This window comes from Gemmatimonadales bacterium (genome assembly GCA_030697825.1).
GTDB lineage: Bacteria > Gemmatimonadota > Gemmatimonadetes > Gemmatimonadales > JACORV01 > JACORV01.
On record JAUYOW010000123.1, the window covers coordinates 1 to 23,150 of the forward strand.

The window sequence follows — 23,150 nt, forward strand, 5'->3', positions numbered from 1 at the left end:
AGCAGTTCGCCGCCGCGGCGATGGGCCGCTTCGGCTCAGGCTGGGCGTGGCTGGTGGCAGATGGCGGCCGCCTTTCAATAGTGAGCACGCCTAACCAGGACAACCCGGTCATGGATGGGAAGAAGGCGATCCTCGGCCTGGATGTCTGGGAGCACGCGTACTACTTGAAATATCAGAACCGCCGGGCCGACTACATCGGGGCATGGTGGAACGTGGTGAGTTGGGATCAGGTGGCGAAGAACCTGGAGGGGTAGTTACGAAAAGGCCGCGGCATCTTCACGTCCTTGCGTCTTCGAACTAGCTTTTCCGGCTTGCCCTGGTGGTGAAACTGGTAGACACGCCATCTTGAGGGGGTGGTGCCGTAAGGCGTCTCGGTTCGAATCCGAGCCAGGGCATGTGGCATCGCCGGCGTAGCTCAATGGTAGAGCACCGCATTCGTAATGCGGGGGTTGCGGGTTCGAGTCCCATCGCCGGCTCTTCTCGTCTTTACGTCTTTCCCCTTCTTGGCCCGCACCTTCTCGTCTATATAGGCAGGCGTCAGGAGCACCCTGCCCACTTCACACTGTCCACCGCTGCAACTCTGCAACTCTGCAACTCTGCAACTCTTACTGTGCCCTTCTCACTTCCACCTGCACCGTCGTCCACGCCTCCACATCAGCCTCCCCCCTCTTCGCGCCGCGATACCGCGCTTCCCGCACCGCGGCGAGCCCCAACGCCGTCACCGTGTCGGCCGACGAAGGCGTCCTCACGCGCGTGTCCGAGACGCGACCGCCCTTGGTCACGCGCACGAAGTAGGATGGTGGCGTGGGCGACCGACCGCGTCTCGGCGTGAACGACACCGTGACGGTGTCCACGGCCGCGGGCGGGACGTCGAAGCAGCGGTTGTCGGGGTTGTAGCCCGGCTCCGAGCAGAGCTTCCCGGCGACCGTCGCCGCCAGCCGCTCCATCATCGCGAAGAGGCTGTCCTTCGGCCCGGTCTCCTCGGCGCGCGCGATCTGGGTGACCCGGCTCGTGTCGTGCGTGTCGTACACGTCCACCGACAGGCGCAGCTGGTTCCCCGCCTCGACCGCGTTGCCGATCACCATCTGGTTGGCTCGGTGCTCGAACGCGAAACCAGCCTTGCGCTCCAGGGGCGCGTCCACCCGCCACTGCTCGGAGGTCCAGTGGCCCATCAGCTCGTGGCCGTCGGCGGCTGGTACGTGGTTGGTGTTGACCAGCGCGTCGGTGAGGAGTTGCGCCGCGGTGCGCGAGAACTGCACCGCGTCGGACGAGGTGAGCGCCTCGAACGGCAGCACCGCGACCATCGCGTCAGCCGAGCGTGGCGCGCCGTGGACGCCGTGGGCTGCCGCGTTGCCGCCGCCGAGCGCGCCTCCCATCCACAGCGCGAAGCCGCCCATTACGAACAGGAGCAAGACCACCGCGCCGATCACTGCCGGCCCGGGACTGAAACCCGCTGCGCGTCTGCGCGTCTGCGCGTCTGTCCCCCCGGTTTCTCTCAGCGCCTGAGCCAGCTCGGCCGCGGTCTGGTACCGGTCCTCGGGCTTCTTCTCCGTACACCTTGCCACGATCTTCGCCAGCGACGCGCTGACGTTCTGCCGCTTGGTCCTCACTGCCGGCATCGGCTTCGTGATGTGCTGGATGAGGATGCCCTGGGTGGACGGGCCGTCGAACGGGACTTCGCCCGCCAGCATCTCCCATAGCACCACGCCCAGCGAGTAGAGGTCGCTCCGGTGGTCCACGGTCGCTTCGCCCCCGGCCTGCTCGGGGCTCATGTAGTGCGGCGAGCCGATGATCATGCCGGTGCCGGTTAGCTTCTCGCCCGAGCCGGCCGCCGCCTTCGCGATCCCGAAGTCGGCGACGAGCACCCGCCGCTTGGGTCCCTGGAGCATGATGTTCTGCGGCTTGATGTCGCGGTGGACCAGTTGATGGCCGTGCGCATCGGAGAGCGCGTCGGCTACTTCGAAACCGATCCGCGCCACCTCTTCCTCGGGGAGCTGGCCCTGCCGCCGGAGCAGCGCGTCGAGCGTTTCCCCATCCACCATCGGCATGCCGAAGAAGACCAGCCCCTCGCCTTCGCCGACGAAGAAGATCTGGAGGATGTTAGGGTGGTTGAGCTTCGCCGCCGACTCGGCCTCGCGGATGAAGCGCTGGACGCTCTGGCGGCTGCCGGTGAACTCGGGGCGGAGCACCTTGACCGCGATGCGCCGCGAGAGCTTCCGGTCGGTGACCGCGAAGACGTGCGCGAAGCCTCCCTCGCCGACCTGCTGCTCGACCACGAAGTCCGCCCCGAGGGCTGCCTGGAGCCTGGGCTTCAGGGTGTCCGCCGGGAGCATCGCGGTCGCCTCGTCGGGGTGGTCGCTCATGCGCCCAACGCTACCACGAGCAGGAGAGGCTTGCCAGGCCCGCCGGCCTTGCCATACTTTGCCCTGTTTCCGCGGGACCCCTCGACACTCGTGATGGAGGTAGTCAAGTGGCTCAGGGAGGGAATGGCCGCCATGCAGCGGAACGCAGCGGGCCGAGCGACCGCAGGGTCCTGGACGAGCGCCGCGAGCGCCCCCAGCGCCGCGTTGACCAGCGGCGGGTTCAGAACATGTGGATCGCCGTGGACCAGCGCGCCATCAGGAAGCGGCGCAGCGGCGCGGATCGCCGGGACGCCGACCGTCGGGAGATGGTGGACCGGCGCGTCGGTCGATGAGTGGACGCAGCCGCTGAGCGGCTGACGAGGCTTCTCACGCACGGCCTGATACCGGCCGTGCCGGTGCCGCACCGCGCCGACGGACGGTTCGACCCGGAGGCGCAGGAGCGATACGCAGCGTGGATGGCGACGCAGCCCGTCGCCGGCGTTGCCGTCTGGGCCCACACCGGTCGCGGAGTTCACCTCGAGCCCGAGACCGCGGCCCAGGTGCTCGCTTCATGGCGGAAGGCGCTCCCCAAGGACAAGCTGGTGATCGCGGGAGCCGGCGCCCGGCCCCGCTCCCGGGCGGGCCGTCCCGGCGTCCGGCTCACCCCTCCCGCCGACCCGCTCGGCCTCACCAACTTCGTAATAAAGGGCACCGCGGAGATGGCCGCCGACGCGAAGAAGTTCGGCGCCGACGCCATCCTCGCCTTCCCCCCGGTGCTGCTGCGCGGCCTCGAAGACCGGGAGCGGCGGATCGTCGAGGTACACCAGGCCCTGGGCGACGTCGGCCTTCCGATCCTCGCGTTCTATCTATATGAGGCGGCAGGCGGCGTTGACTACAACGAGCGCGTCCTCGACCGCATCCTCGCGCTCCCGCACGTTGCCGGAATCAAGGTCGCCACGCTCGACAGCGTGATCGCATTCCAGGAGATCGCGCCACGGGTGCCCGAGGGGAAGCTGCTCATCTCCGGCGAGGACCGCTTCCTCGGCTACTCGCTGATGATGGGCGCGCGCGCGGCGCTCGTCGGCCTCGGCGCCGCCCGCACTTCGCTCACCGCCGCGCTCGTCGCCGCTTTCGGCGCCAATGACTTCGCCGCCTTCCACCGGCTTTCGACCGAGGTAGACCGGCTGGGCGCCGTCACCTTCCGCGAGCCGATGGAGGGCTACATCCGCCGCATGCTATGGGTGCTCGCCGTGGACGGCGTGATCGCTCGTGAGGCGGCGTTCGATCCGTGGGGGCCGGAGGTCCCGGACTTCCAGCTCGACGAGGTCGAGAAGGTCGTGGCCGACATGGCGGCGGGGCGGTAACGGGGCATGCCCGACTCCGACCTCCCTGCCGCCTCGCCGCCAAGCCGCCTTCCTTCCAATCCCCAGCTTCCGCGTGCTATCCGCGGCCGCCTGATGCTCGATTCCGCCCGTTTCGCCAAGCAGCCGCCGGCCGACCTCCCTTCCATCGCGCGCGAGCATTACCGGATGGACATCACCGGGTCGTACGCGGGCCGTCCCGTGCGCATGCCGTTCGGCACGGCGGCAGGCCAGCTCTCCATGACCGTGAAGGAAGCACGCACCGACGCCGAGGCCGGCCTCGGCTTCGTGGTGCTGAAGACCGTGATCGCGCAGGACTCCGCCGGCGGCAGCACCATGGCCGATTGGGCGGTCCACGAGTCGGTGATGGACGTCGGGCCGCTGCTCTCGCGCGGAGGCCGCACCGGGTGGACGGTCACGTGGAAGGGGCGCGGATGGGACCGGTCGTTCGACGATTATCTCTCGCTCTACCGCGACGCGCTCGCCGTGGGCGACGCGGCCGCAATGCCCGTCGCGGCGTCGGTGAAGTATCACTTGCCGGTATCGGGTGTCGGGTTCCAGGTATCGGAATACGAGTACACGACGAAGAAGTTGGCGGAGATCGGCGGTGCGGGGACCATCATCGAGAAGGACTTCTCGCCCACGCTAGCCGCGGACGAGCGCAGCGCGGAGAAGGAGACGATCTTGCGCTGGCTGCGTGAGGTGCCCGCTCTGATCAAGCGGCACGCGCCAGTCACCCTCGGCCTCAAGTTGATGAACGCCCTCTTCGACGACGACGTCCAGGTCGAGATGCTCGAGGCCGTATCCGAGAATCCTGACGTCGACTACGTGACGCTGTTCAATCGGCTCTGGGACCCGGAGAAACAGGCTGCATACGGCGGCTGGGACCTGTCGGACCGGAATCTGAGGGTACTTGACCGGTACGCTGCCCGCTGTGGGCCGCTGCGACTCCGCGGCCCTGCAACTCCGGGTTTTTCCGCCACCGGTAACATCTGCAGCGGCAAGATGATGATCGAGTACGCCCTGCGCGGCGCCACCAGTGGTCAGATCCATACCTTCTTCCAGCTGCCCAAGTCCGAGTACTTGGCCGCAGCGGGCAGCACCACCCAACGCGCGCTGCACGCGCTCGTCTTCCATCCCGAAGAGGGCCTCATCGCGTGGATGGCCCATCTCGCCGAGACCGGCGTCCTCCAGCCCCGGGACGGGCTGCTCCACTTCCTGGACACGGCGAATGGACCCGCTCGACACCCCGCTTGAGATAACGGGCGCCCGCCTCTTCGAGGTGGCGATCCCGCTCACCGAGCCGTTCCGCATCAGCGGCGGCGCGATGAGCACGCGACGGTCGCTCATCGTGGAGCTGACCGACGCGAGCGGCGCGGTGGGTTATGGCGAGAGCGCGCCCTTCGAGCGCCCCTTCTATTCCGGGGAGACTCTCTACTCGGCGAAGGCATGCCACATCCAGCATCTGTTCCCGAAGATCAAGGGGCAGACCTTCGGCTCGCTCGACGTCGCGGTCCACTCGCTGGAGAAGGGGATCCGCGACAACCGGATGGCACGCGCCGGCATCGAGACCGCCATGTGGGACCTGGTGTGCGCCAAGACCGGAGTGTCGCTGCGCACTCTCCTGGCGGCGTGCATGCAGCGCCTCGGCGTGCCGGACGCGATGCGCGCGAGCCGGCCCTATGTCGAGTCGGGGGCCGCGCTCGGCATCCCCGAGGACGACGACCTCGAGGACCTGGGCGAGCAGGCGCAGCTCGCCCTCGAGGCCGGCTACAAGCGCATCAAGGTGAAGGTCGAGCCGGGCTTCGACGTGGCGCCCGTGAAGGCGGTGCACGACGCGGCGCACAAGATCGGGCGCAAGGTGCGCATCTGGGCCGACGCCAACGGCTCCTACTCGCGGGAAAAGGACATGGAGGCGCTCCAGGCGCTGGACCGTGAAGGACTGGTCTTGCTGGAACAGCCGCTCTCGCCTGACGACGTCCTGGGTACCATCAAGCTCGCGCACGAGATCGTGACTCCGGTGTGCGTGGACGAATCGCTCGTGGACGACCGCGCCGCGCAGCTGATGCTCGAGAGCGACGGCCCCAAGGTCTGGAACCTCAAGATCCAGCGCGTGGGCGGGTTGTGGGAGGGCGTGAAGATCTACCAGCGCGCGGTCGAGGGCGGTGTGAAGCTCTGGGGCGGGACGATGCCGGAGACCGGCGTGGGCGCGCACGCCATCCTGTGCCTGGGGGCGTTCGCCGGGTTCGTCTACCCGACCGACGTCGCGCCGAGCAAGCGGTGGTACGAGCCTGGTGCCGACCTCATCGAGATGCACATGGATGGGCAGGGAAGGATCAGCGTGAGCGATACGCCTGGATTACATCGGTTCAAGATCAAGGAGAAGCTGGAGAAGGTGGGAAGAGTGGTTGGGTGACGATACTAGAACCACCTCACCAGCCTCTTCAACAACGACTCCTTCCCGGCAACCCTTCTTTCTCCAGTCAAGAACCCGGCAGCTTCGATCGCCTCACGGAATTCGCGACCATCATCGAACCTCTCCCCTGGCTCGTAGGCGCATGCCCGGCGCAGCGCATCATCGAGCAGGTCAGGCACGTCGTCACGCTGGGCCCGGATCGAGACCGGCGTGCTGCTCACGACGCCGTGCGAGATGGCCTCGGCAGTGCGCTCGCCGAAGGGCGGCCGTCCCAGCAGGCAGAAGAGCCCCACTGCCCCGAGGGAGTAGAGGTCGGTGCGGCGGTCCACCTGTCCGCCTAACAGCTGCTCGGGCGCGGCGAACTGCGGCGTCCCGCTGCGCGACGTGGCGCCGCCGAACATCCGGCCGCGGGGCAGGGCCAGCGCCAGGCCGAAGTCGGTGACGTGGACTCTTCCTCCCTGGTCCACGAGCAGGTTCTCCGGCTTGACGTCGCGGTGCACCAGCCGCCGCTCGTGCGCGTATTCGAGCGCCGTCAGCGCGTCGTCGAGCAGCTCGACCGTCCGCGCCACGGAGAGTGGGCCGAGCTTCTGCACCAGTTGCGCCACGCTCTCGCCCCGGATCAGCTCCATCGTGTACCAAAGCAGGCCGAGCCGGCCGTGGATGTCGTAGATGCTGACCACATTCGGATGGCTCAGGCTGGCCGCAATGCGGGCCTCGCGCTGGAATCCTTCGGCGATGGCGGGATCCTGCGTGAGCCGGGGGTCGAGCACCTTGAGCGCGACCTCGCGCTCCAGCCGGAGGTCCCGCACGCGGTAGACCCGCCCGAAGCTTCCGGAGCCCACCTCCGCGAGCAGCTCGTAGTCGTCCCCCAGCGCGCGGCGGAGCCGACGCTCCCACAGCGGCGAATCCGGCATGATGATCGAAGGAGGCCCCGCGCCCGGTTCGTTGAACTCCCCGGTATCCGCCGCGAGGTCTTCCAGCATCTCGGACGCGGTGAAGAACCGGTCGCGCGGCTGGGGCCTCAGGGCGCGCATGACGACGCGCTCCACGGCCTGCGGGCAGGAGGGCCGCAACTCGCGGCACGGTACGGCGTCCGGGGCGGGCGCGATGCCGGTGAGGGCGAAGTACAGCACGGCGCCCACGGTGAAGATGTCGGCGCTGGGATCGCCGGCGGCTCCACCGCGCACTTCGGGCGCGAGGAAAGGATCGTCGTCCTTTCGCAGGGCCTCGGGCACGGCGTCGAGCACCCGATTGGCGAACCGCAAGTCGGTGATGACGCCTCGGCCGGCCGAGTCGAGCAGCAGGGTGGTGGGACGCACCCGCCGCATGACCACGCCGCGCACGTGGGCGTGGTCCAGCGCCGACAGTAGGTCGCGCGCCAGGCTCAGCACCGACGGGATCGGCCGCGGCCCGCGCGCCACGGCGTCGGCAAGGCTCTCCCCTTCGATCCAGTTACCGACCCGGTACGCCACCCCGTCGCGAAGGCCGGCCGAGTACACGTGCCGTATGGACGGATGGTCGAGCGAGGCGAGTACTTCCGCCTCGCGCATGAACCAGGCGCAGCCGGGGCCGTCCGACTCCGGATGCATGCGCAGCGCGACCCGCCGCTTCAGGACCTTGTCATGCGCCAGGAAAAGCCGCCGCCCGCCTGATTCGGCGACCAGCTGCTCGATCTCGAAGAGGTCGGGGAAGAGGGCGTTGATGTCCACGGTGGAAAGATAAGAGCACCCTCTTCCTCATGTCCGCTTCCGGGACGGCCAGTCCCACAGCCGGTCAGAGGCCCGCGTTCCATCTCCCGACGCACGGCCGCTAAGTCGTCATCGCCCAGATGGTTAGGGTATGTCGTGGCGCGGCACGTCGCTTGCCTTTGCAGGGGGCGTGGACATTCCCCGCGCGCCAAGGCGCAAGACCAACCGCTGGATCATGGCGGGTGTCGCAGTCGGCCTCCTCGCCGTCACGACCGTGGGGCTCGGCCGGCTGAAGCCCGCCGCGCCCTCCGTCGAGCGCTCCGCCATCCTGCTGGACCAGGTGAAGCGCGGGCTCATGCTGCGGCAGGTGCGCGGGCCGGGTACGCTCGTCCCCGAGCAGATCCGGTGGATCTCCGCGGTTACCGGCGGCCGAGTGGAGCGCGTGAACGTGCGCCCCGGCACGACGGTGGAAGCGGGCACCGTGCTGCTCGAGATGAGCAATCCCGACGTGCAGCTCGAGGCGCTCTCGGCGCAGCAGCAGCTCGCCGCGGCGCAGTCGCAGCTGGTCAGTCTCCGCACCTCGCTCGAGACCCAGCGGCTCAACCAGCGGTCCACCGTCGCAACGGTGCGCAACCAGCTTCGCGAAGCACAGCGCAACCTCGCCACGGCCCAGGCGCTAACGGAGCGCAATCTGGTCTCGCAGAACGAGCTGGCCCGCGCGCGCGACCAGGTGGACGAGCTGAACGACCGGCTCGCGGTCGAGCAGCAGCGCCTCGAGATGTACACCTCGACCGTGGACAGCCAGGTCACTTTCCAGCGCTCGCAGGTGGACCGCCTCCGCGCCATCGCCGACTTCCAGCAGAACCGCGTCGCATCCATGCACGTGGTGGCCGGGACGGACGGCGTGGTGCAGGAGCTGTCCCTCGAGGTGGGGCAGTGGGTGCAGTCGGGGACGACTCTCGCGCGCGTGGTGCAACCCGGCCGCCTCAAGGCGGTCCTGCGGATCCCTGAAACGCAGGCGCGCGATGTCGCGCTCGGCCAGGTGGCCGCCATCGACACCCGCATCGGCATCGTCCCCGGGCGCGTGGTCCGCATCGACCCCGCCGCCCTGAACGGGACGGTGGCGGTGGACGTCACCCCGGACGGTCTGCTGCCGCAGGGCGCGCGGCCGGACCTCAGCGTCGAAGGAACGATCGAGATCGAGCGGCTACCCAGCGTGCTCTACGTCGGGCGGCCCGCATTCGGGCAGCAGGGCAGCACTGTCGGGCTCTTCAAGCTCGTGGAGAACGGGCGATACGCGCAGCGGATCAACGTGCAGCTCGGCCGCAGCTCGGTGAACACGATCGAAGTGCTGAGCGGCTTGAGCGTGGGGGACTCGGTGATCCTGTCTGACATGTCCCGGTGGGATGATGTGGAGAGGGTGAGGCTACGCTAGGACGGACGGGTGACGGACACACAGACGGACACAACACTCAAGGAAGGCAGCGCCATGACGAAGAACGGTGAGACGCTCATCCACCTCGAAGGCATCAAGAAGGTCTTCTACACCGACGAGGTCGAGACCCACGCCCTGGCGGAGATCCACCTCGAGATCAAGTCGGGGGAGTACGTCGCGATCGCGGGCCCGTCGGGGTGCGGCAAGACCACGCTGCTCTCGATCCTCGGTCTGCTCGATTCGCCGTCCGAGGGGAACTACCTCCTCGACGGCGAGCCGGTGGCGAGCCTCACCGCGTCGCAGAGGGCCCGGATCAGGAATCGCCAGATCGGCTTCATCTTCCAGGCCTTCAACCTGATCGGCGACCTCACCGTCGCCGAGAACGTGGAGCTGCCCCTCACCTATCGCGGCCTCCCCGCGGCCGATCGCAGGAAGCGGATGCAGAGCGCGCTTGAGAAGGTGGGGATGGCGCACCGGATGAAGCACTACCCGTCGCAGCTCTCCGGCGGCCAGCAGCAGCGGGTCGCCGTGGCGCGCGCGGTGGCGGGCGAGCCGGTCATCCTCCTCGCCGACGAGCCGACGGGGAACCTGGACTCGAAGAACGGCGAATCGGTGATGGACCTGCTGCGCGACCTCCACCGCGCCGGCGCGACCATCTGCATGGTAACCCACGACGCCCGTTATGCCGCGCACGCCGACCGCGCCATTCATTTGTTCGACGGCCGCGTGGTGGAGGAGCAGGTCGAAACCACGACTTCTTGATCTCCTGACGACTCACGAGGTAGCCGTGCACAACCTGCTCCTGGACATCCGCTACGCGTTCCGGTCGTTCGCCCGTCAGCCCGCGCTGACGTTCGTCGCCGTCCTGTCGCTGGGCCTCGGCATCGGCGCCACGTCCACGGTGTTCACCTGGCTCCAGGGCTTCGTGCTCAACCCGCTCCCCGCGGTGCCCGGGTGGGACCGGCTGGTCGCCGCGCACACCCGGGCGCCCGGCGGCGGTTTCTGGTCGGTGTCGTGGCCGGACTTCCAGGACTGGCGTGCAGGCGCGCGGAGCGTCGACCTGGCCGCATGGGACATCATGCAGCTGGGGCTCCGGGATGGTTCCGGGCCGACGGAACGCGCCTGGGGCATGGTAGTCTCGGGCAACTACTTCGAGGATCTGCACGTGCGGGCCGCGCTGGGCCGCGTCCTTCGCATGGACGACGAGCAGCGCCGCGCGCCCGTGGCTGTACTGGGCCACGGCTTCTGGCAGCGCCACTTTGCCGGCGACTCGAGCGTCATCGGCCGGACCATCACGCTCAACGGGTCGGCCTTCACCATCGTGGGGGTCGCGGCGCCGCGCTTCGGCGGCACCTACATCGCGCTGAGCCTGCATCTGTATGTGCCGATGACCACGATACCGCTTCTCACGCCCGACGGCGCGCAGCTCCTCCAGGATCGGCTGCGGCGTTCGATTGAAGTGGTAGGCCGGCTGAAGCCGGAAGCGACGGTGGCGCAGGCGGCGGCCGAAGTCGAGCCGCTGGCACTGCGCGCCGGTGCAGCAGGCGGTCTGGCCCAGCCGCTCGGAGCTGTGGTGCGGCGGCACAGCGACGTGGACGCTCCCAGCGCCATGCGTCCGGTACTCGGCGCTCTGCTGGCGGTGGCGGGGCTGGTGCTGCTCATCGCCTGCGCCAACGTGGCCAACCTGTTGCTGGCGAGGGCCGTAGCGCGGCGCCGCGAGGTCGCCGTGCGGCTGGCCGTTGGCGCCTCGCGATACCGGTTGGTGCGGCAGCTGCTGACCGAGAGCCTGGCGCTGGCCGCTCTGGCCGGCGTGTTCGGTCTGGTGGTGACGTCCTGGGGCCGTGACGCGATGCTGGCGCTGTTGCCGGCGGTTCCGTATCCGGTCGGTCTCGACTTCCGGCTCGACGGCCGAGTGCTGCTGTTCGCCACCCTGGTCACGGCCGCCACCGCAATGGCGTTCGGGCTCGTGCCGGCGCTGCAGGCCTCTAATCCGGACCTGGTGCGTACGCTGAAGGACGAGATCGGCGAGGGCACGGGCGGGCGCGGCCGGCTCCAGGCCGCTCTGGTGGTGACGCAGGTGGCGCTGTCGCTGGTGACGCTGGTGTCGGCGGGCCTGTTCATGCGCAGCCTGGAGGAGTACCGGTCCATAGACAGCGGCATGACCGACCTGGACCGCGTGCTGCTGGCAGGCACGGACCTGCGGCTGTCGGGCATTACCGGTGACAGCGTGCAGGTGTCCGTGGTGCGCGGCCTGCTGGAGCGCGTGCGGGCCCTGCCGGGGGTCGAAGCGGCATCGGTGGCCCGAAGCGTAGTGCTCGGCCCCGGCCCGGTCAGCTCCAGTGCGACGCGAATCGAGGGCTACACGCCGCGGCCCAACGAGAACATGAACGTCAGCCATAACGACGTGGCCGGTGATTACTTCCGGACCACGGGCATCAGGCTGATAGAAGGGCGCGACCTCAGCGACGCCGACGTGAGCGACAACGCGCCGGTGGTCGTGGTGAACGAAGCGTTCGTGCGTCGTTACCTGGCCGGGCGCTCGGCGATCGGCGCGCGGGTCAACATGGGCGGCGAAGAGTGGCTGTCGATCGTTGGCGTCGTGGTGACCAGCAAGGTCAACGACTACACCGAAGATCCGCTGCCGATGGTGTTCCGCGCCTACAGCGCGCGCTTCGCGCCGCCCGCCTTCACGCTGCACGTGCGAGCCGCCGGAGATCCGCTGGCACTCACCGCCGTGATTCGAGGCGCGTTCGCGGAGGTCAGCGCCGAGCTGCCGTTCCTGGACCCGCGCAACATGGCCGAGTTCACCACGATCCCGTATTGGCCCCAGAAGATCGGGGCCATAATGCTGGCGGCTGTCGGGACGCTGGCGCTGCTGCTGGCGGCCATCGGCATCTACGCGACCATGGCCTATACCGTCAGCCGGCGGGTGCGTGAGATCGGCGTTCGCATCGCGCTGGGCGCGGCACGGAAACAGGTCATCGGCATGGTCGTTGGCCGCGGCATGCGGCTGACCGCGCTGGGACTCCTCATCGGCCTGGTCTTCGCGGGACTCGTCGGGCAGGCGCTGCGCAGCCAGCTGCTCGGTGTCAGCCCGCGTGACCCGCTCACCTTCGCCGGCGTCGGCCTGCTGCTGGCGGCGGTGGCGCTGGCGGCCTGCGTGCTGCCGGCGCGCCGCGCCGCGCGGGTCGATCCGATGGTTGCCCTGAGGAGCGGGTGATGGAGTCGCTGCTGCAGGACCTCCGCTTCGCGGCCCGGACGCTCTTCAATAGCCCCGGGTTCACGATCGTCGCGGTGCTGACCCTCGGCCTCGGCATCGGCGCCAACACCGCGATCTTCACCGTCGTCAACACGCTGCTCCTCAAGCCGCCCGCGCAGGTCGGTGAGCCGGGTCGCCTGGTATCGGTCTACACCAGCGATTTCAGCGGCCCCCGCTTCGGCGCCTCGTCGTGGGTGGACTACCAGGACTTCAAGCGGGTGGACGGGCTGTCGGGTCTCGCGTCGTATGCGCCGCGGCCGTTCGCGCTCGCGATCGACGGCGAGACGAGCCGTTCGTTCGGCGAGGAGGTGAGCGGCAACTACTTCGGCGTGCTTCAGGTCAGGCCCGCGCTGGGTCGCTTCTTCCTGCCGGCTGAGGACAGCACCCCCGGCACGCAGCCGGTAGCGGTGATCAGCCACGGCCTGTGGCAGCGCACTTTCGGCGGCGAGCGGGGTGTGATCGGCCGCGCGGTGACGATCAATGGGGTGAGCTTCACGATCGTCGGCGTCGCGCCGCCCGGCTTCGCGGGCTCCATCCGCGGGATCGGCGCCGAGCTGTGGGTGCCGTTCCTCATGCACGGCGTCATCTCGCCCGCCAGCGAGGACCTCACGAACCGCAGCGGGCGCGGGATCGCGCTCATGGGCAGGATGAAGCCGGGCGTCACGATCGAGCAGGTGCGGGCCCAGTTCGACGTGATGGCCCGCCGGCTGCACGACGCCTATCCGGACAACTGGTCCAACGTGCGGCAGGAGCCGCGAACCATCGCGGTGCTTCCGGAGCGCGACTCGCGGGTCCCCCCGCAGGCGAGAGGTCCGGTCATAGGCTTCATGGCCATGCTCATGGCGGTGGTGGGGCTGGTGCTGCTGATCTGCTGCACCAACGTCGCCAACCTGACCCTCGCCCGCGCCACGGCCCGCCAGCGCGAGATCGCTATCCGCCTGGCGATGGGCGCGAGCCGCGGCCGGCTGGTGAGGCTCCTTCTCACCGAGAGCCTGCTCCTATCGCTGCTGGGCGGCGCCGCGGGAGCGCTGCTCGCGTGGTGGACTACCGGAGCGCTCGCCGCCTTCCAGCCGGCGCTCCCCGTGCCGCTGTCGCTCGACCTGTCGCCGGATGCGCGCGTGTTGGTCTTCGGTCTTGCCGTCACGGCGATCGCGGGCTTCGTCTTCGGACTGCTGCCGGCGCTGCGGGCCACGCGCCCCGACCTGGTGCCCGCGCTCAAGGACGAGGTCACCGCGGTGGGCCTGGGCGGCCGGCGCTACGGGGTGCGCGACCTCCTCGTGATCGCGCAGGTGTCGGTGTCCATGGTGCTGCTTGTGATGGCTGGCCTGTTCCTGCGCAGCCTCGGCAACGCGCGATCGCTGGACCCCGGGTTCGACCCGCGCGGCGTGGTCATGATGACTTCCGACCTGTCGCTCCAGGGGTATCCGCAGGAGCGGGCGCGGACGTTCTACGCGCAGCTCTTGGAGCGCGCGCGGGCGCTACCGGGGGTGCGCGCCGCGAGCTTCGCCGAGTCCGTACCGCTGGGCCTCGGCTTCCTGCGCCGAGGTGTCCAGGTGGAAGGCTACGAGGCGCGGCAGGGGGAGGACCTGGAGTTCGGCACGAACACGGTCGGGCCCGACTACTTCGCCACGATGGGCATCACGATCGTCCGCGGGCGCGGGATCATCGAAGCCGACAATTCCGGCGCACCCGGCGTCGCGGTGGTGAACGAGCGTTTCGCCCGGCGTTTCTGGCCGGGCCAGGACGCGATCGGCAAGCGGATCTCGAACGACGGCGAGCACTGGCTCGAGGTCGTCGGCGTGGCGAAGGACGGCAAGTACAATACGCTGGGTGAGGAGCCGGCGCCGTACTTCTATGTTCCGGCGCTCCAGGGCGGCGGGCGGGACATGACGCTGCTGGTCCGCACCAGCGGGGACCCTCGAGCCACGCTGGGAGCCCTCGGCCAGCTGGTGAAGGCACTGGACCGCGACTTGCCGGTGCAGACCGCCACAATGGAAGAGCACCTCGGATTGTCGCTCTTTCCGCTGCGGATCGCCGCTACGCTCCTCGGCATCTTCGGGGCACTGGGGCTGGCCCTTGCTGGCATCGGGCTGTACGGCGTCATGGCGTACGCGGTCGCGCAGCGCACCCGCGAGCTTGGCGTGCGCATGGCCCTCGGCGCCACCGCGCGCGACGTGGTGCGCGTGGTCGTGGGGCATGGGGCGCGGGTCGTGGCCGCGGGTGTCGTTCTCGGACTGGCCGCGGCGTTCGGCTTCGCGCGGCTGGCGTCGTCGTTCCTGTTCGGGGTAGGCGTCGCGGACCCGGTCACCTTCACCGGCATACCGCTGTTGCTCGCCGCGGTCGCCGTCCTGGCGGGCTACCTGCCGGCGCGTCGCGCGACCCGGCTCGACCCGATGGCCGCCCTGAGGAGCGAGTGATGCGTTGAGATACGAATAGCCGCAGGCCGTTGGCCGTCAGGAACTCCCCAACGCCAACGGCCGAAGCCTCGTCTCATTCACCGGCGGCGCCGTCCCGCCGAACCGGAGGTGTGATGGACTCGCTCCTGCAGGACATCCGCTACGCCGGCCGCTCGCTCCTCAAGAGCCCGGGCTTCACGCTCGCCGCGGTGCTCACCCTGGCGCTCGGCATCGGCGCGAACACCGCGATCTTCAGCGTGGTGCGTGGCATCCTCCTGCGCCCGCTGCCCTACGATGCTCCGGACCGCGCCGTCATGCTGTGGTCCCACTGGACCGGGTGGGACAAGACCTGGGTCTCTCCGCCGGAGTACGCCGACTACGCGGCGCAGTCGCAGATCTTCTCGTCGGTCGCCGCGTTCGCCGATGCCTCCTTCACGCTGACGGGCGAGGGCGAGGCCGAGCGCGTCAGGAGCGGCCTCGTCACGGCGAACATCTTCGGCGTGCTCGGCGCGCGGCCGCTGCTCGGCCGGACCTTCCTCCCCGACGAGGATCGCCCGGACGGGCCGCGCGTCGTCGTGCTCGGCGAGGGTGTGTGGCGCCGCCGCTTCGGCGCGGACCCGGGCGTCGTCGGCCGCGCCATCCGACTCAACGCGCGGCCGTACGTGATCGTCGGCGTAATGCCGGAGGAGTTTCGCCTGCCGGTCGACTTCTCGGTCGAGGAACGCACCCAGATCTGGACGCCGCTCCAGCTCCGCGTGCCCGATGAGAACGATCGCGGAAGTCACGGACTGCTGTCGGTCGGCCGGCTGCGGGACGACATCGACTTCGCGCGGGGCCAGTCCCTGCTCGATGGCTTCGTCGCGCAAATGAAGCGCGACCACGCCCAGCAATACGGTCCGGACTTCGGTGTCACCCTCGTGACGGTGCGCGACGAGGTGCTGGGCCGCATCCGTCCGGCGCTGCTCGTCCTGCTCGGCGCGGTCGCGCTGGTCCTGCTGATCGCCTGCGGCAACGTCGCCAACCTGCTCCTCGCGCGCGGCGAGTCCCGCCAGCGCGAGATCGCAATCCGCACGGCGCTCGGCGCAAGCCGCTGGCGCATGGTGCGCCAGCTGCTCACCGAGAGCGTGCTGCTCGCGCTGGCCGGCGGCGCGGCGGGCATTTTGTTCGCATCGTGGGGCGTGGACGCGCTGCCGGCGATCAACCCGTCCAGCATCCCCCGCGCCGACGCCATCCGCGTCGACCTGCCGGTCCTCGCGGCGACGCTGCTGCTGTCGCTCGTCACGGGCGTCGTCTTCGGACTCGTGCCCGCGTGGCAGATGGCGCGGGTGGACGTGCAGCCGCAGCTGCGCGAGGGCGCGCGCAGCGTCACCGCGAGCCGCGGTGGCCGGCGCTTCCGGCGGGCGCTGATCGGCGCCGAGGTGGCGCTCGCCGTCGTCCTCGTCACGGGCGCCGGCCTGCTGGTGCGCAGCTTCGTGCGGCTGTCCAGCGTGCCGCCGGGCTTCGAGCCGCGCGGTGTGCTGACGATGCGCCTCTCGCTGCCCGCCGCGACCTACCCGACGCGCACCGCGGTGCGCGGGTTCTATGACCGGTTTCTGGAGCGCCTGCGCGCGCTGCCGGGCGTGGACGTCGTCGGCGCGGTCGCGGGGCTCCCGCTCGCCACGGTCCGCGGCGACTGGGGGATCGAAGTCGAGGGGTACCAGCGCGCCAATCCGCAACAGGGCCTCCAGGCGGACTGGCAGGTGGCGAGCCCCGACTACTTCCGCGCGCTGGGGATTCCGCTGAAGCGCGGTCGGTTCCTGATCGACGGCGACCGTGAAGGCGTGGCCGGCGTGATCCTCATCAACGAGGCGATGGCGCGCCAGTACTGGGAGGGCCGCAATCCCGTCGGCGGGCGGATGCGCCTCAATACCGACGCGGATTCGCTATGGCGCACCGTCGTCGGCGTCGTGGGCGACGTACATCATCGCGGGCTCACGGAGGCGCCGCGCCCCGAGATGTACCTGCCGCACGCCCAGTTCTTCGCGACCGCCGCCGACTCCGTCGTGCCGGCGCGGGCGATGACGCTGACCCTCCGGGTGCGTGGACAGCCGGAGGCGCTGACCGTCCCGGTGCGGCGCGCGCTCGCCGAGACCGACCCGGGGCTCGCGGTCTCCGACGTGCGCACGCTAGAGGACGTCGTGTCGCGCGCGATCGCGGCACCGCGCTTTACGACGACGCTCCTCGGCGTCTTCGCGGTCCTCGCGCTCGCCCTCGCGGCCGTAGGCATCTACGGCGTCGTCGCGTTCGTCGTCGCGCAGCGCACCGCCGAGCTCGGCATCCGCGTGGCGCTCGGCGCCCGCGCCGCCGACGTGCTCCGGCTCGTGGTCGGGCAGGGGATGCAGCCCGTCCTCGCCGGGCTCGGCGCCGGGCTCCTTGGCGCGCTGGCGCTCTCGAGGCTGCTGCGCGGGCTGCTCTTCGGCGTCGCGGCGACCGACGCGGCGACGTTCACCGCCGTCACGCTCACCCTCGGCACGGTCGCCCTCCTCGCGTGCTATCTGCCCGCGCGCCGGGCGGCGCGGGTGGACCCGATGGTCGCCCTTCGAAGCGAATGAACCATTTCATCGGAGGCTCGCCGTGAGACCGACCGTCGCCTTGCTCCTCTTCGCCGGCCTCCTCGCGCGGCCGGCCGTGGCCCAGACTAGCGAGGATTCCCTCGGCATTCGCGCCGCCGCGCTCGACTACATAGAGGGCTGGTACTCGGCCAACGCCGACCGCATGGCCCGTGCCCTCCACCCCGAGCTGGCCAAGCGCATCATGTACACCGACTCCGCGGGCCTCACGTGGATCCGCGGCATGGGAGCGACCGAGCTGATCCGCGGCACCGGCAACGGCGGCGGGTCGCGCACGCCGGCCGAACAGCAGCGCAAGGACGTCCGTATCCTCGACATCTTCCAGAACACCGCCAGCGTCCGGGTGGACGCTTCGACCTGGGTCGACTACCTCCACCTGGTGAAGTGGCGGGGACGCTGGATGATCCTCAACGTCCTGTGGGAGGTCCGCCGCTAATGGAGACGCGGCTTCCGCGCCGGCGGCCATTCGCATCCCATCCACTCTCGGCGCCCGACCTCACGAAAGCGACCAGACCGTGATCTGTCTTCGGAACCTCGAGAAGTCCTACCCCGCGGGCAGCGGACGCTCCTACGTCTTGCGCCAGATCACCCTCGACATCGCGGAAGGCGAGTTCGTCACGGTGATGGGGCCGTCGGGCGCGGGGAAAAGCACGCTCCTCGCCATCCTCGGCATGCTCGACGGACAGTGGACGGGTGAGTTCGAGTTCCTAGGGAACAAGGTCCACGCGATGAAGCCGAAGGACCGCGTGGAGCTGAACAAGAAGTACATCGGCTTCGTCTTTCAGCAGTACCACCTGCTCGATGACCTGACGGTGTACGAGAACCTCGACCTCCCGCTCTCGTACCGCGACATCAAGAAGTCCGAGCGCGCCGGCATCGTGGCGGAAGTGCTCGACCGTTTTCACATCGTGGGCAAGAAAGATCTGTATCCACGGCAGCTTTCGGGCGGGCAGCAGCAGCTCGTCGCGGTGGCGCGAGCGGTGGTCGCCAACCCCAAGCTCATCCTGGCCGATGAGCCCACCGGCAACCTGCACTCCTCGCAGGGCCGCGAGATCATGGAGCTCTTCAAGAAGCTGAACGGCGAGGGAACCACGATCGTGCAGGTCACGCACTCCGAGGCGAACGCCGCCTGCGGGCACCGGGTGGTGAACCTGATGGACGGGTGGATCTCCAAGTGATGGACACGGTCCTCCAGGACCTGCGCTACGCCCTCCGCATGCTCCTGAGCGGACCGGCCAGCGGCGCCGCCGGGTGTTCGTCGGTACCTTTCATCACCCGTCACCCGGTAGGTGCATGGCTGGCTACTCCCGCACGCCGCTCGTCTCCAAGCTCGGCATCAAGGCAGGCTTCAGCGTGGCCATGCTCGGCGCGCCGAAAGGCTATTCCCGGACCCTCGGCGCCCTCCCGCGGAACGTGACCTTCGCCGCGTCGCTGCGCGGCGGGCTCGACTTCATCCACTTCTTCGCGACCCGCCGCCGGGAGCTTGAGACGAGGTTCGCCACGCTCGCCAAGGCCCTCGCTCCCGCCGGGATGCTCTGGATCTCGTGGCCCAAGAAGGCCGCCGAGGTCGAGACCGACCTCGACGAGAACGTGGTGCGCGACGTGGGGCTCGCGCACGGGCTCGTGGACGTGAAGGTGTGCGCGGTGGACGAGACCTGGTCGGGTCTCAAGTTCGTGCGGCGGCTCAAGGATCGCTGATGCCGGCGCCCCGCATCCTCGTCGCCGACGACCAGTCCGACGTTCTCCACGCGCTGAGGCTGCTGCTCAAGCAGGAAGGCTACGAGGTCGAGTCCGCTTCGTCGCCGGGCGGCGTGCTCGCCGCGGTCGAGACCCACGACTTCGACGCCGCGCTCGTCGACATGAACTACCAGCGCGACACCACCGGCGGGCTCGAGGGGCTGGACCTGCTGTCGCGGCTCAAGGCGCTCGACAGCACGTTGCCGGTCGTGATGATGACCGCGTGGGGAAGCGTCGAGGGCGCGGTCGAGGCGATGCGACGCGGCGCGCGGGACTACATCGAGAAGCCGTGGGACAACGCCCGCCTCCTCGCCACCCTGCGGACCCAGGTCGAGCTGGGCCGCGCGCTCAAGAAGAGCCAGCGTCACGACGAGCAGACCCGGCTCATGGCCCGGGACGGATACCCGACCATCATAGCTGAGGCGCTGGTGATGAAGCCGGTCCTGCTGCTCATGGAGCGGGTGGGGCCTTCGGACGCCGGCGTCCTCATCACCGGCGAGCACGGGACCGGGAAGGAGCTGGTAGCCGAGTGGCTGCACGCGTCGTCCGAGCGCTCGGCCAGGCCCCTGGTCGCCGTCAACGTGGGCGGGCTCTCCGAGGGCGTCTTCGAGAGCGAGCTCTTCGGCCATGTGAAGGGCGCTTTCACGGACGCCAAGGCCGACCGGGTCGGTCGCTTCGAGCTCGCGGACGGGGGTACGCTCTTCCTCGACGAGGTCGCGAACGTGCCGATGGCGCAGCAGGCCAAGCTGCTGCGCGTTCTCCAGACCGGCTCGTTGGAGCGGGTCGGGTCGTCGAAGACCCGCCGCGTGGACGCGCGGGTGATAGCCGCCACCAACGCTGACCTGCGCGCCGAGGTGGCCGCGGGTCGCTTCCGCGAGGACCTCCTTTTCCGGCTGAACACCATCGAGATCCACCTGCCGCCGCTCCGTGAGCGCCGCGAGGACGTCGCCCCGCTGGCGATGCACTTCCTCGGCCGTCACGCGAAGCGCTACCGGAAGGCGCTGGCCGGCTTCGACGCCGAAGCGATGCAGCAGCTGCTGGCGCACCCCTGGCCCGGCAATGTGCGCGAGCTCGACCACGCGATCGAGCGCGCGGTGTTGATGGCCCAGGGCGAGGTGGTGCGCGCCTCCGACTTCTCGCTGCAGGCCGGAAGCGGCGCCGCGCCGCGGCTAGATGAGATGACCCTCGAGGAGGTGGAGCGCGCGCTTATCCGGAAGGCGCTCGACCGGTTCGGCGGGAACGTGAGCCAGGCAGCCACGGCGCTGGGCCTCTCGCGCAGCGCGCTCTACCGCCGCCTCCAGCAGTACGGGCTCTGATACACGACCGTCGCGTCCTCGTCACGGCCCTCGTGGGAGGGCTCCCCGCCGTCGCCGCGGCGCTCATCCTCCTCGCCACCGGCGGCTTCACCCCCAAGGTGGTGTGGACGGTCACGCTGCTGGTCGTGCTTTGCTGGCTCGGCTTCGCTTTCGCGGCGCGCGAGAGGGTCATCCGGCCGCTCCAGACCATCGCCAACATGATCGCCGGCCTTCGCGAGGGCGATTTCTCCATCCGGGCCCGCGGCGCTTCCCCCCACGACGACCTCGGCCTCGCTTTCCTCGAGGTGAACGCCCTCGGCGAGACCTTGCGCCAGCAACGGCTGGGCGCGCTCGAAGCCACGGCGCTGCTGAGGCGCGTCATGGCCGAGATCGACGTCGCCGTGTTCGCCTTCGACGGGGACGAGCGTCTCCGGCTCGCGAACCGGGGCGGCGAGCGGCTTCTCGCGCTGGCCACCGAGCGACTTCTGGGCCGCACCGCGGGGGCGCTCGGACTGGCCTCCTGCCTGCGCGGCGATCCCACCGGCGTGCGCGAGCTGACCTTCGCGGGGCGCGCCGGCCGCTATGGAGTGCGCCGGAGCACCTTCCGGCAGGGCGGCAGACCGCACGCACTCCTGGTCCTCACCGACGTCTCCCAGGCGCTGCGCGAGGAGGAGCGCAAGGCGTGGCAGCGTCTGGTGCGGGTGCTGGGTCACGAGATCAACAACTCGCTCGCGCCGATAAAGTCGGTCGCGCAGAGCCTGCATGCCCGGGTCGCGACCGGCGCCGTGGCGCCGCCGGGGGGCACGGATGGCGCCGCGGCCGGCGCGGCCGACGATCTGAGCACCGGCCTGGCGCTCATCGCGGGCCGCGCCGAGGCGCTGTCGCGCTTCATGGCCGCGTACGCGCGGCTCGCCCGGCTGCCGCAGCCCCGGCTCCAGCCGCTGGATGTGGACACGTGGGTCCGTCGCGTGGCGGGGCTCGAGACCCGCCTGGGCGTGGGGATAGCGCCGGGGCCGCCGGTCCTCGTCAACGCCGACGGCGACCAGCTCGATCAGCTGCTGATAAACCTCGTCACCAACGCCGTGGACGCGTCGCTCCAGACCGGCGGTGGCGTGGTGGTAGGGTGGACGAAGGGCGACGACCACCTGGACGTCTGGGTGCGGGACGATGGGCCGGGGATCTCCGAGACCGCGAATCTCTTCGTGCCGTTCTTCACGACCAAGCCTGACGGTTCCGGGATCGGCCTCGCGCTGTCGAGGCAGATAGCCGAGGGCCACGGAGGGACGCTGACGCTGGCCAACCGGCGGGACGGGAAGGGGTGCGAGGCGCGGGTGCGCCTCCCGCTGCAGGCCTGATCAGGGCAGGGTCCGCCGGGATCCGCCGCCGGATGAGGTCACCTCTCCCCTGGCAGCTGCGAGTGCATGCTAGGCTGCGCTCTGATCGGGACCATGAACGGGTAGGCGGCCTGGTCGCTCAAGAAGCGGTTGATCCAGTGCTCGAACCCGCCTCCGAAGACGAACCGAGTCCCGAAGACCTTGTACTCGCCAAAAAAGAGAAAAAGGACGCCCACGGCGATTCGCAGTCCCGCGAGGGCTCTGGCGTTGCGATCGACGGTTGCTCCACGCATGACGATGTCCGTAGTTCAACTCTACCCAGGCCCATCAAGGACAGGCAGCAGACGCCCAGACGCCCAGGAAGCAGGAGATGCCCCGCTTGAGGACTACCTCGGGTGGGGCGTCAGGCGTTTTGTCCGAGGCTATGAGCGATTCTCCGGTGACAACTTGGTGATAGTGCCATCCATAATAATGTGCGGAGGTGCCTCGGCTCGACAGGGCCGCGCTCCGCGACAGGGGGGATCTTGAAGTACCGACCCGTCAGCTCGGATTCGCCGCCAGGCTGGTGTGCCTGACTCGGAGCTCGCTCAGGTCGAGCGGATCGACTCGGCCATCCACCTCGTTCGCGGGCACCGCGTGATGCTGGATGCCGACCTAGCCGCGCTGTACGGCGTGACGACCAAGCGCCTGAACGAGCGGGTCAAGCGCAATCTGGACCGTTTTCCCGAGGATTTCGCCTTCCGACTCACAGCGGACGAGGTCGTCGCTTTGAGGTCGCAATCTGCGACCTCAAACGTCGGTCGCGGCGGCCGTCGCTACGCCCCGATCGCCTTTACCGAGCATGGCGCCGTCATGCTCGCCAGCGTCCTGAGCAGCCCAACGGCGGTCGAAACAAGCGTCCAGATCGTGCGGGCGTTCGTGCGGCTTCGTCACCTGCTCGAATCGAGCGCAGAGCTCGCCCGCAAACTCGACGCGCTCGAGAAGCGGTATGACTCACAGTTCGGGGTCGTCTTCCGGGCGATCCGGGAGCTCATGGCGCCGCCCGTCAAGCCGTCGAAGCGGATCGGCTTCAAGACGAACCGGCCGTGAGGTCGGTAGTTTAACTCGGTGCGTCGTCGGGTATTTTCCACTTTCCCGAAAATGGAAACCAGGCTCTGACATATGGTTATGGAACAGAAATCTCTGCGGTCGGCTGACCTTGGCGTGGCGCTCCGGCTGGAACACCGGCCCGAGGAGCACTACGAGGACCTGGCGGGTGCGCTGGGCCTGAGCCTGAGC

The 23,150-nt window shown here is 69.4% G+C and carries 19 protein-coding genes and 2 tRNA genes; 18 read left to right on the top strand and 3 right to left on the bottom strand.

From position 1 onward, the window contains the following. The 3 genes from Q8Q85_06315 to Q8Q85_06325 all read left to right on the top strand — a co-directional run. Positions 1–254 (top strand): Fe-Mn family superoxide dismutase (locus Q8Q85_06315; GenBank protein MDP3773867.1); only part of this gene is annotated, 254 nt, incomplete at its 5' end. A 59-nt stretch (positions 255–313) separates the two neighbouring features. After that, a tRNA-Leu gene (locus Q8Q85_06320) sits at positions 314–395 on the top strand. A gap of 9 nt (positions 396–404) precedes the next feature. Next, positions 405–476 (top strand) — tRNA-Thr (locus Q8Q85_06325). 129 nt (positions 477–605) lie between these two features. On the opposite strand, the gene Q8Q85_06330 is transcribed toward Q8Q85_06325, so the two are convergent. Beyond that, positions 606–2,363, bottom strand: a complete 1,758-nt coding sequence (locus Q8Q85_06330) for a serine/threonine-protein kinase (protein MDP3773868.1) — start codon at positions 2,361–2,363, stop codon at positions 606–608. 107 nt (positions 2,364–2,470) lie between these two features. Between Q8Q85_06330 and Q8Q85_06335 the strand changes: the two genes are divergently transcribed. The 4 genes from Q8Q85_06335 to Q8Q85_06350 all read left to right on the top strand — a co-directional run bounded on the left by Q8Q85_06335 (position 2,471) and on the right by Q8Q85_06350 (position 6,119). Beyond that, complete coding sequence (locus tag Q8Q85_06335) at positions 2,471–2,695, top strand: hypothetical protein (protein MDP3773869.1); 225 nt, start codon at positions 2,471–2,473, stop codon at positions 2,693–2,695. Beyond that, positions 2,696–3,706, top strand: coding sequence for a dihydrodipicolinate synthase family protein (locus tag Q8Q85_06340; GenBank protein MDP3773870.1), 1,011 nt, complete (start codon positions 2,696–2,698; stop codon positions 3,704–3,706). Between the two features lie 93 nt (positions 3,707–3,799). After that, positions 3,800–4,960 carry a hypothetical protein gene (locus Q8Q85_06345; protein ID MDP3773871.1) on the top strand — a complete coding sequence of 387 codons (1,161 nt, stop codon included), beginning with the start codon at positions 3,800–3,802 and terminating at the stop codon, positions 4,958–4,960. After that, positions 4,935–6,119, top strand: a complete 1,185-nt coding sequence (locus Q8Q85_06350) for an enolase C-terminal domain-like protein (protein ID MDP3773872.1) — start codon at positions 4,935–4,937, stop codon at positions 6,117–6,119. The genes Q8Q85_06345 and Q8Q85_06350 overlap by 26 nt, the downstream gene beginning before the upstream one ends. Before the next feature lie 5 nt (positions 6,120–6,124). Here the strand turns inward: Q8Q85_06350 and Q8Q85_06355 are convergent, their stop codons facing one another. Then, positions 6,125–7,828, bottom strand: a complete 1,704-nt coding sequence (locus Q8Q85_06355) for a serine/threonine-protein kinase (GenBank protein MDP3773873.1) — start codon at positions 7,826–7,828, stop codon at positions 6,125–6,127. Positions 7,829–7,997: 169 nt separating this feature from the next. Here Q8Q85_06355 and Q8Q85_06360 point away from each other — a divergent pair, with 169 nt between their 5' ends. The 10 genes from Q8Q85_06360 (at position 7,998) to Q8Q85_06405 (ending at position 21,893) form a co-directional block, all read left to right on the top strand. Further along, a complete protein-coding gene (locus Q8Q85_06360; GenBank protein MDP3773874.1) occupies positions 7,998–9,242 on the top strand; it encodes an HlyD family efflux transporter periplasmic adaptor subunit in 1,245 nt (414 codons plus the stop codon). 9 nt (positions 9,243–9,251) lie between these two features. Continuing rightward, positions 9,252–10,004, top strand: coding sequence for an ABC transporter ATP-binding protein (locus Q8Q85_06365; protein ID MDP3773875.1), 753 nt, complete (start codon positions 9,252–9,254; stop codon positions 10,002–10,004). Between the two features lie 25 nt (positions 10,005–10,029). Next, positions 10,030–12,462, top strand: a complete 2,433-nt coding sequence (locus Q8Q85_06370; protein MDP3773876.1) for an ABC transporter permease — start codon at positions 10,030–10,032, stop codon at positions 12,460–12,462. Beyond that, the gene (locus Q8Q85_06375) at positions 12,462–14,918 is read left to right on the top strand and encodes an ABC transporter permease (protein MDP3773877.1); all 2,457 of its coding nucleotides are present in this window, start codon (positions 12,462–12,464) and stop codon (positions 14,916–14,918) included. The genes Q8Q85_06370 and Q8Q85_06375 overlap by 1 nt, the downstream gene beginning before the upstream one ends. A gap of 113 nt (positions 14,919–15,031) precedes the next feature. Beyond that, on the top strand, positions 15,032–17,488 hold the full coding sequence (locus tag Q8Q85_06380; protein MDP3773878.1) for an ABC transporter permease: 2,457 nt from the start codon (positions 15,032–15,034) through the stop codon (positions 17,486–17,488). 22 nt (positions 17,489–17,510) lie between these two features. Beyond that, entirely contained in the window at positions 17,511–17,942 is a 432-nt protein-coding gene (locus Q8Q85_06385; protein MDP3773879.1) for a nuclear transport factor 2 family protein, read from the top strand. A 79-nt stretch (positions 17,943–18,021) separates the two neighbouring features. Then, positions 18,022–18,684, top strand: coding sequence for an ABC transporter ATP-binding protein (locus Q8Q85_06390; protein MDP3773880.1), 663 nt, complete (start codon positions 18,022–18,024; stop codon positions 18,682–18,684). A gap of 115 nt (positions 18,685–18,799) precedes the next feature. Continuing rightward, the gene (locus Q8Q85_06395) at positions 18,800–19,204 is read left to right on the top strand and encodes a DUF3052 domain-containing protein (GenBank protein ID MDP3773881.1); all 405 of its coding nucleotides are present in this window, start codon (positions 18,800–18,802) and stop codon (positions 19,202–19,204) included. Next, positions 19,204–20,559 carry a sigma-54 dependent transcriptional regulator gene (locus Q8Q85_06400; protein MDP3773882.1) on the top strand — a complete coding sequence of 452 codons (1,356 nt, stop codon included), beginning with the start codon at positions 19,204–19,206 and terminating at the stop codon, positions 20,557–20,559. The genes Q8Q85_06395 and Q8Q85_06400 overlap by 1 nt, the downstream gene beginning before the upstream one ends. Positions 20,560–20,591: 32 nt before the next feature. After that, positions 20,592–21,893: an ATP-binding protein gene (locus tag Q8Q85_06405; GenBank protein MDP3773883.1), complete on the top strand. Its 1,302-nt coding sequence runs from the start codon at positions 20,592–20,594 to the stop codon at positions 21,891–21,893. 38 nt (positions 21,894–21,931) lie between these two features. Here Q8Q85_06405 and Q8Q85_06410 read toward each other — a convergent pair whose 3' ends face one another. Beyond that, on the bottom strand, positions 21,932–22,165 hold the full coding sequence (locus tag Q8Q85_06410; GenBank protein MDP3773884.1) for a hypothetical protein: 234 nt from the start codon (positions 22,163–22,165) through the stop codon (positions 21,932–21,934). A gap of 274 nt (positions 22,166–22,439) precedes the next feature. On the opposite strand from Q8Q85_06410, the gene Q8Q85_06415 reads away from it, so the two are divergent. Beyond that, positions 22,440–22,961 carry an ORF6N domain-containing protein gene (locus tag Q8Q85_06415; GenBank protein MDP3773885.1) on the top strand — a complete coding sequence of 174 codons (522 nt, stop codon included), beginning with the start codon at positions 22,440–22,442 and terminating at the stop codon, positions 22,959–22,961. Positions 22,962–23,150: the final 189 nt, after the last annotated feature.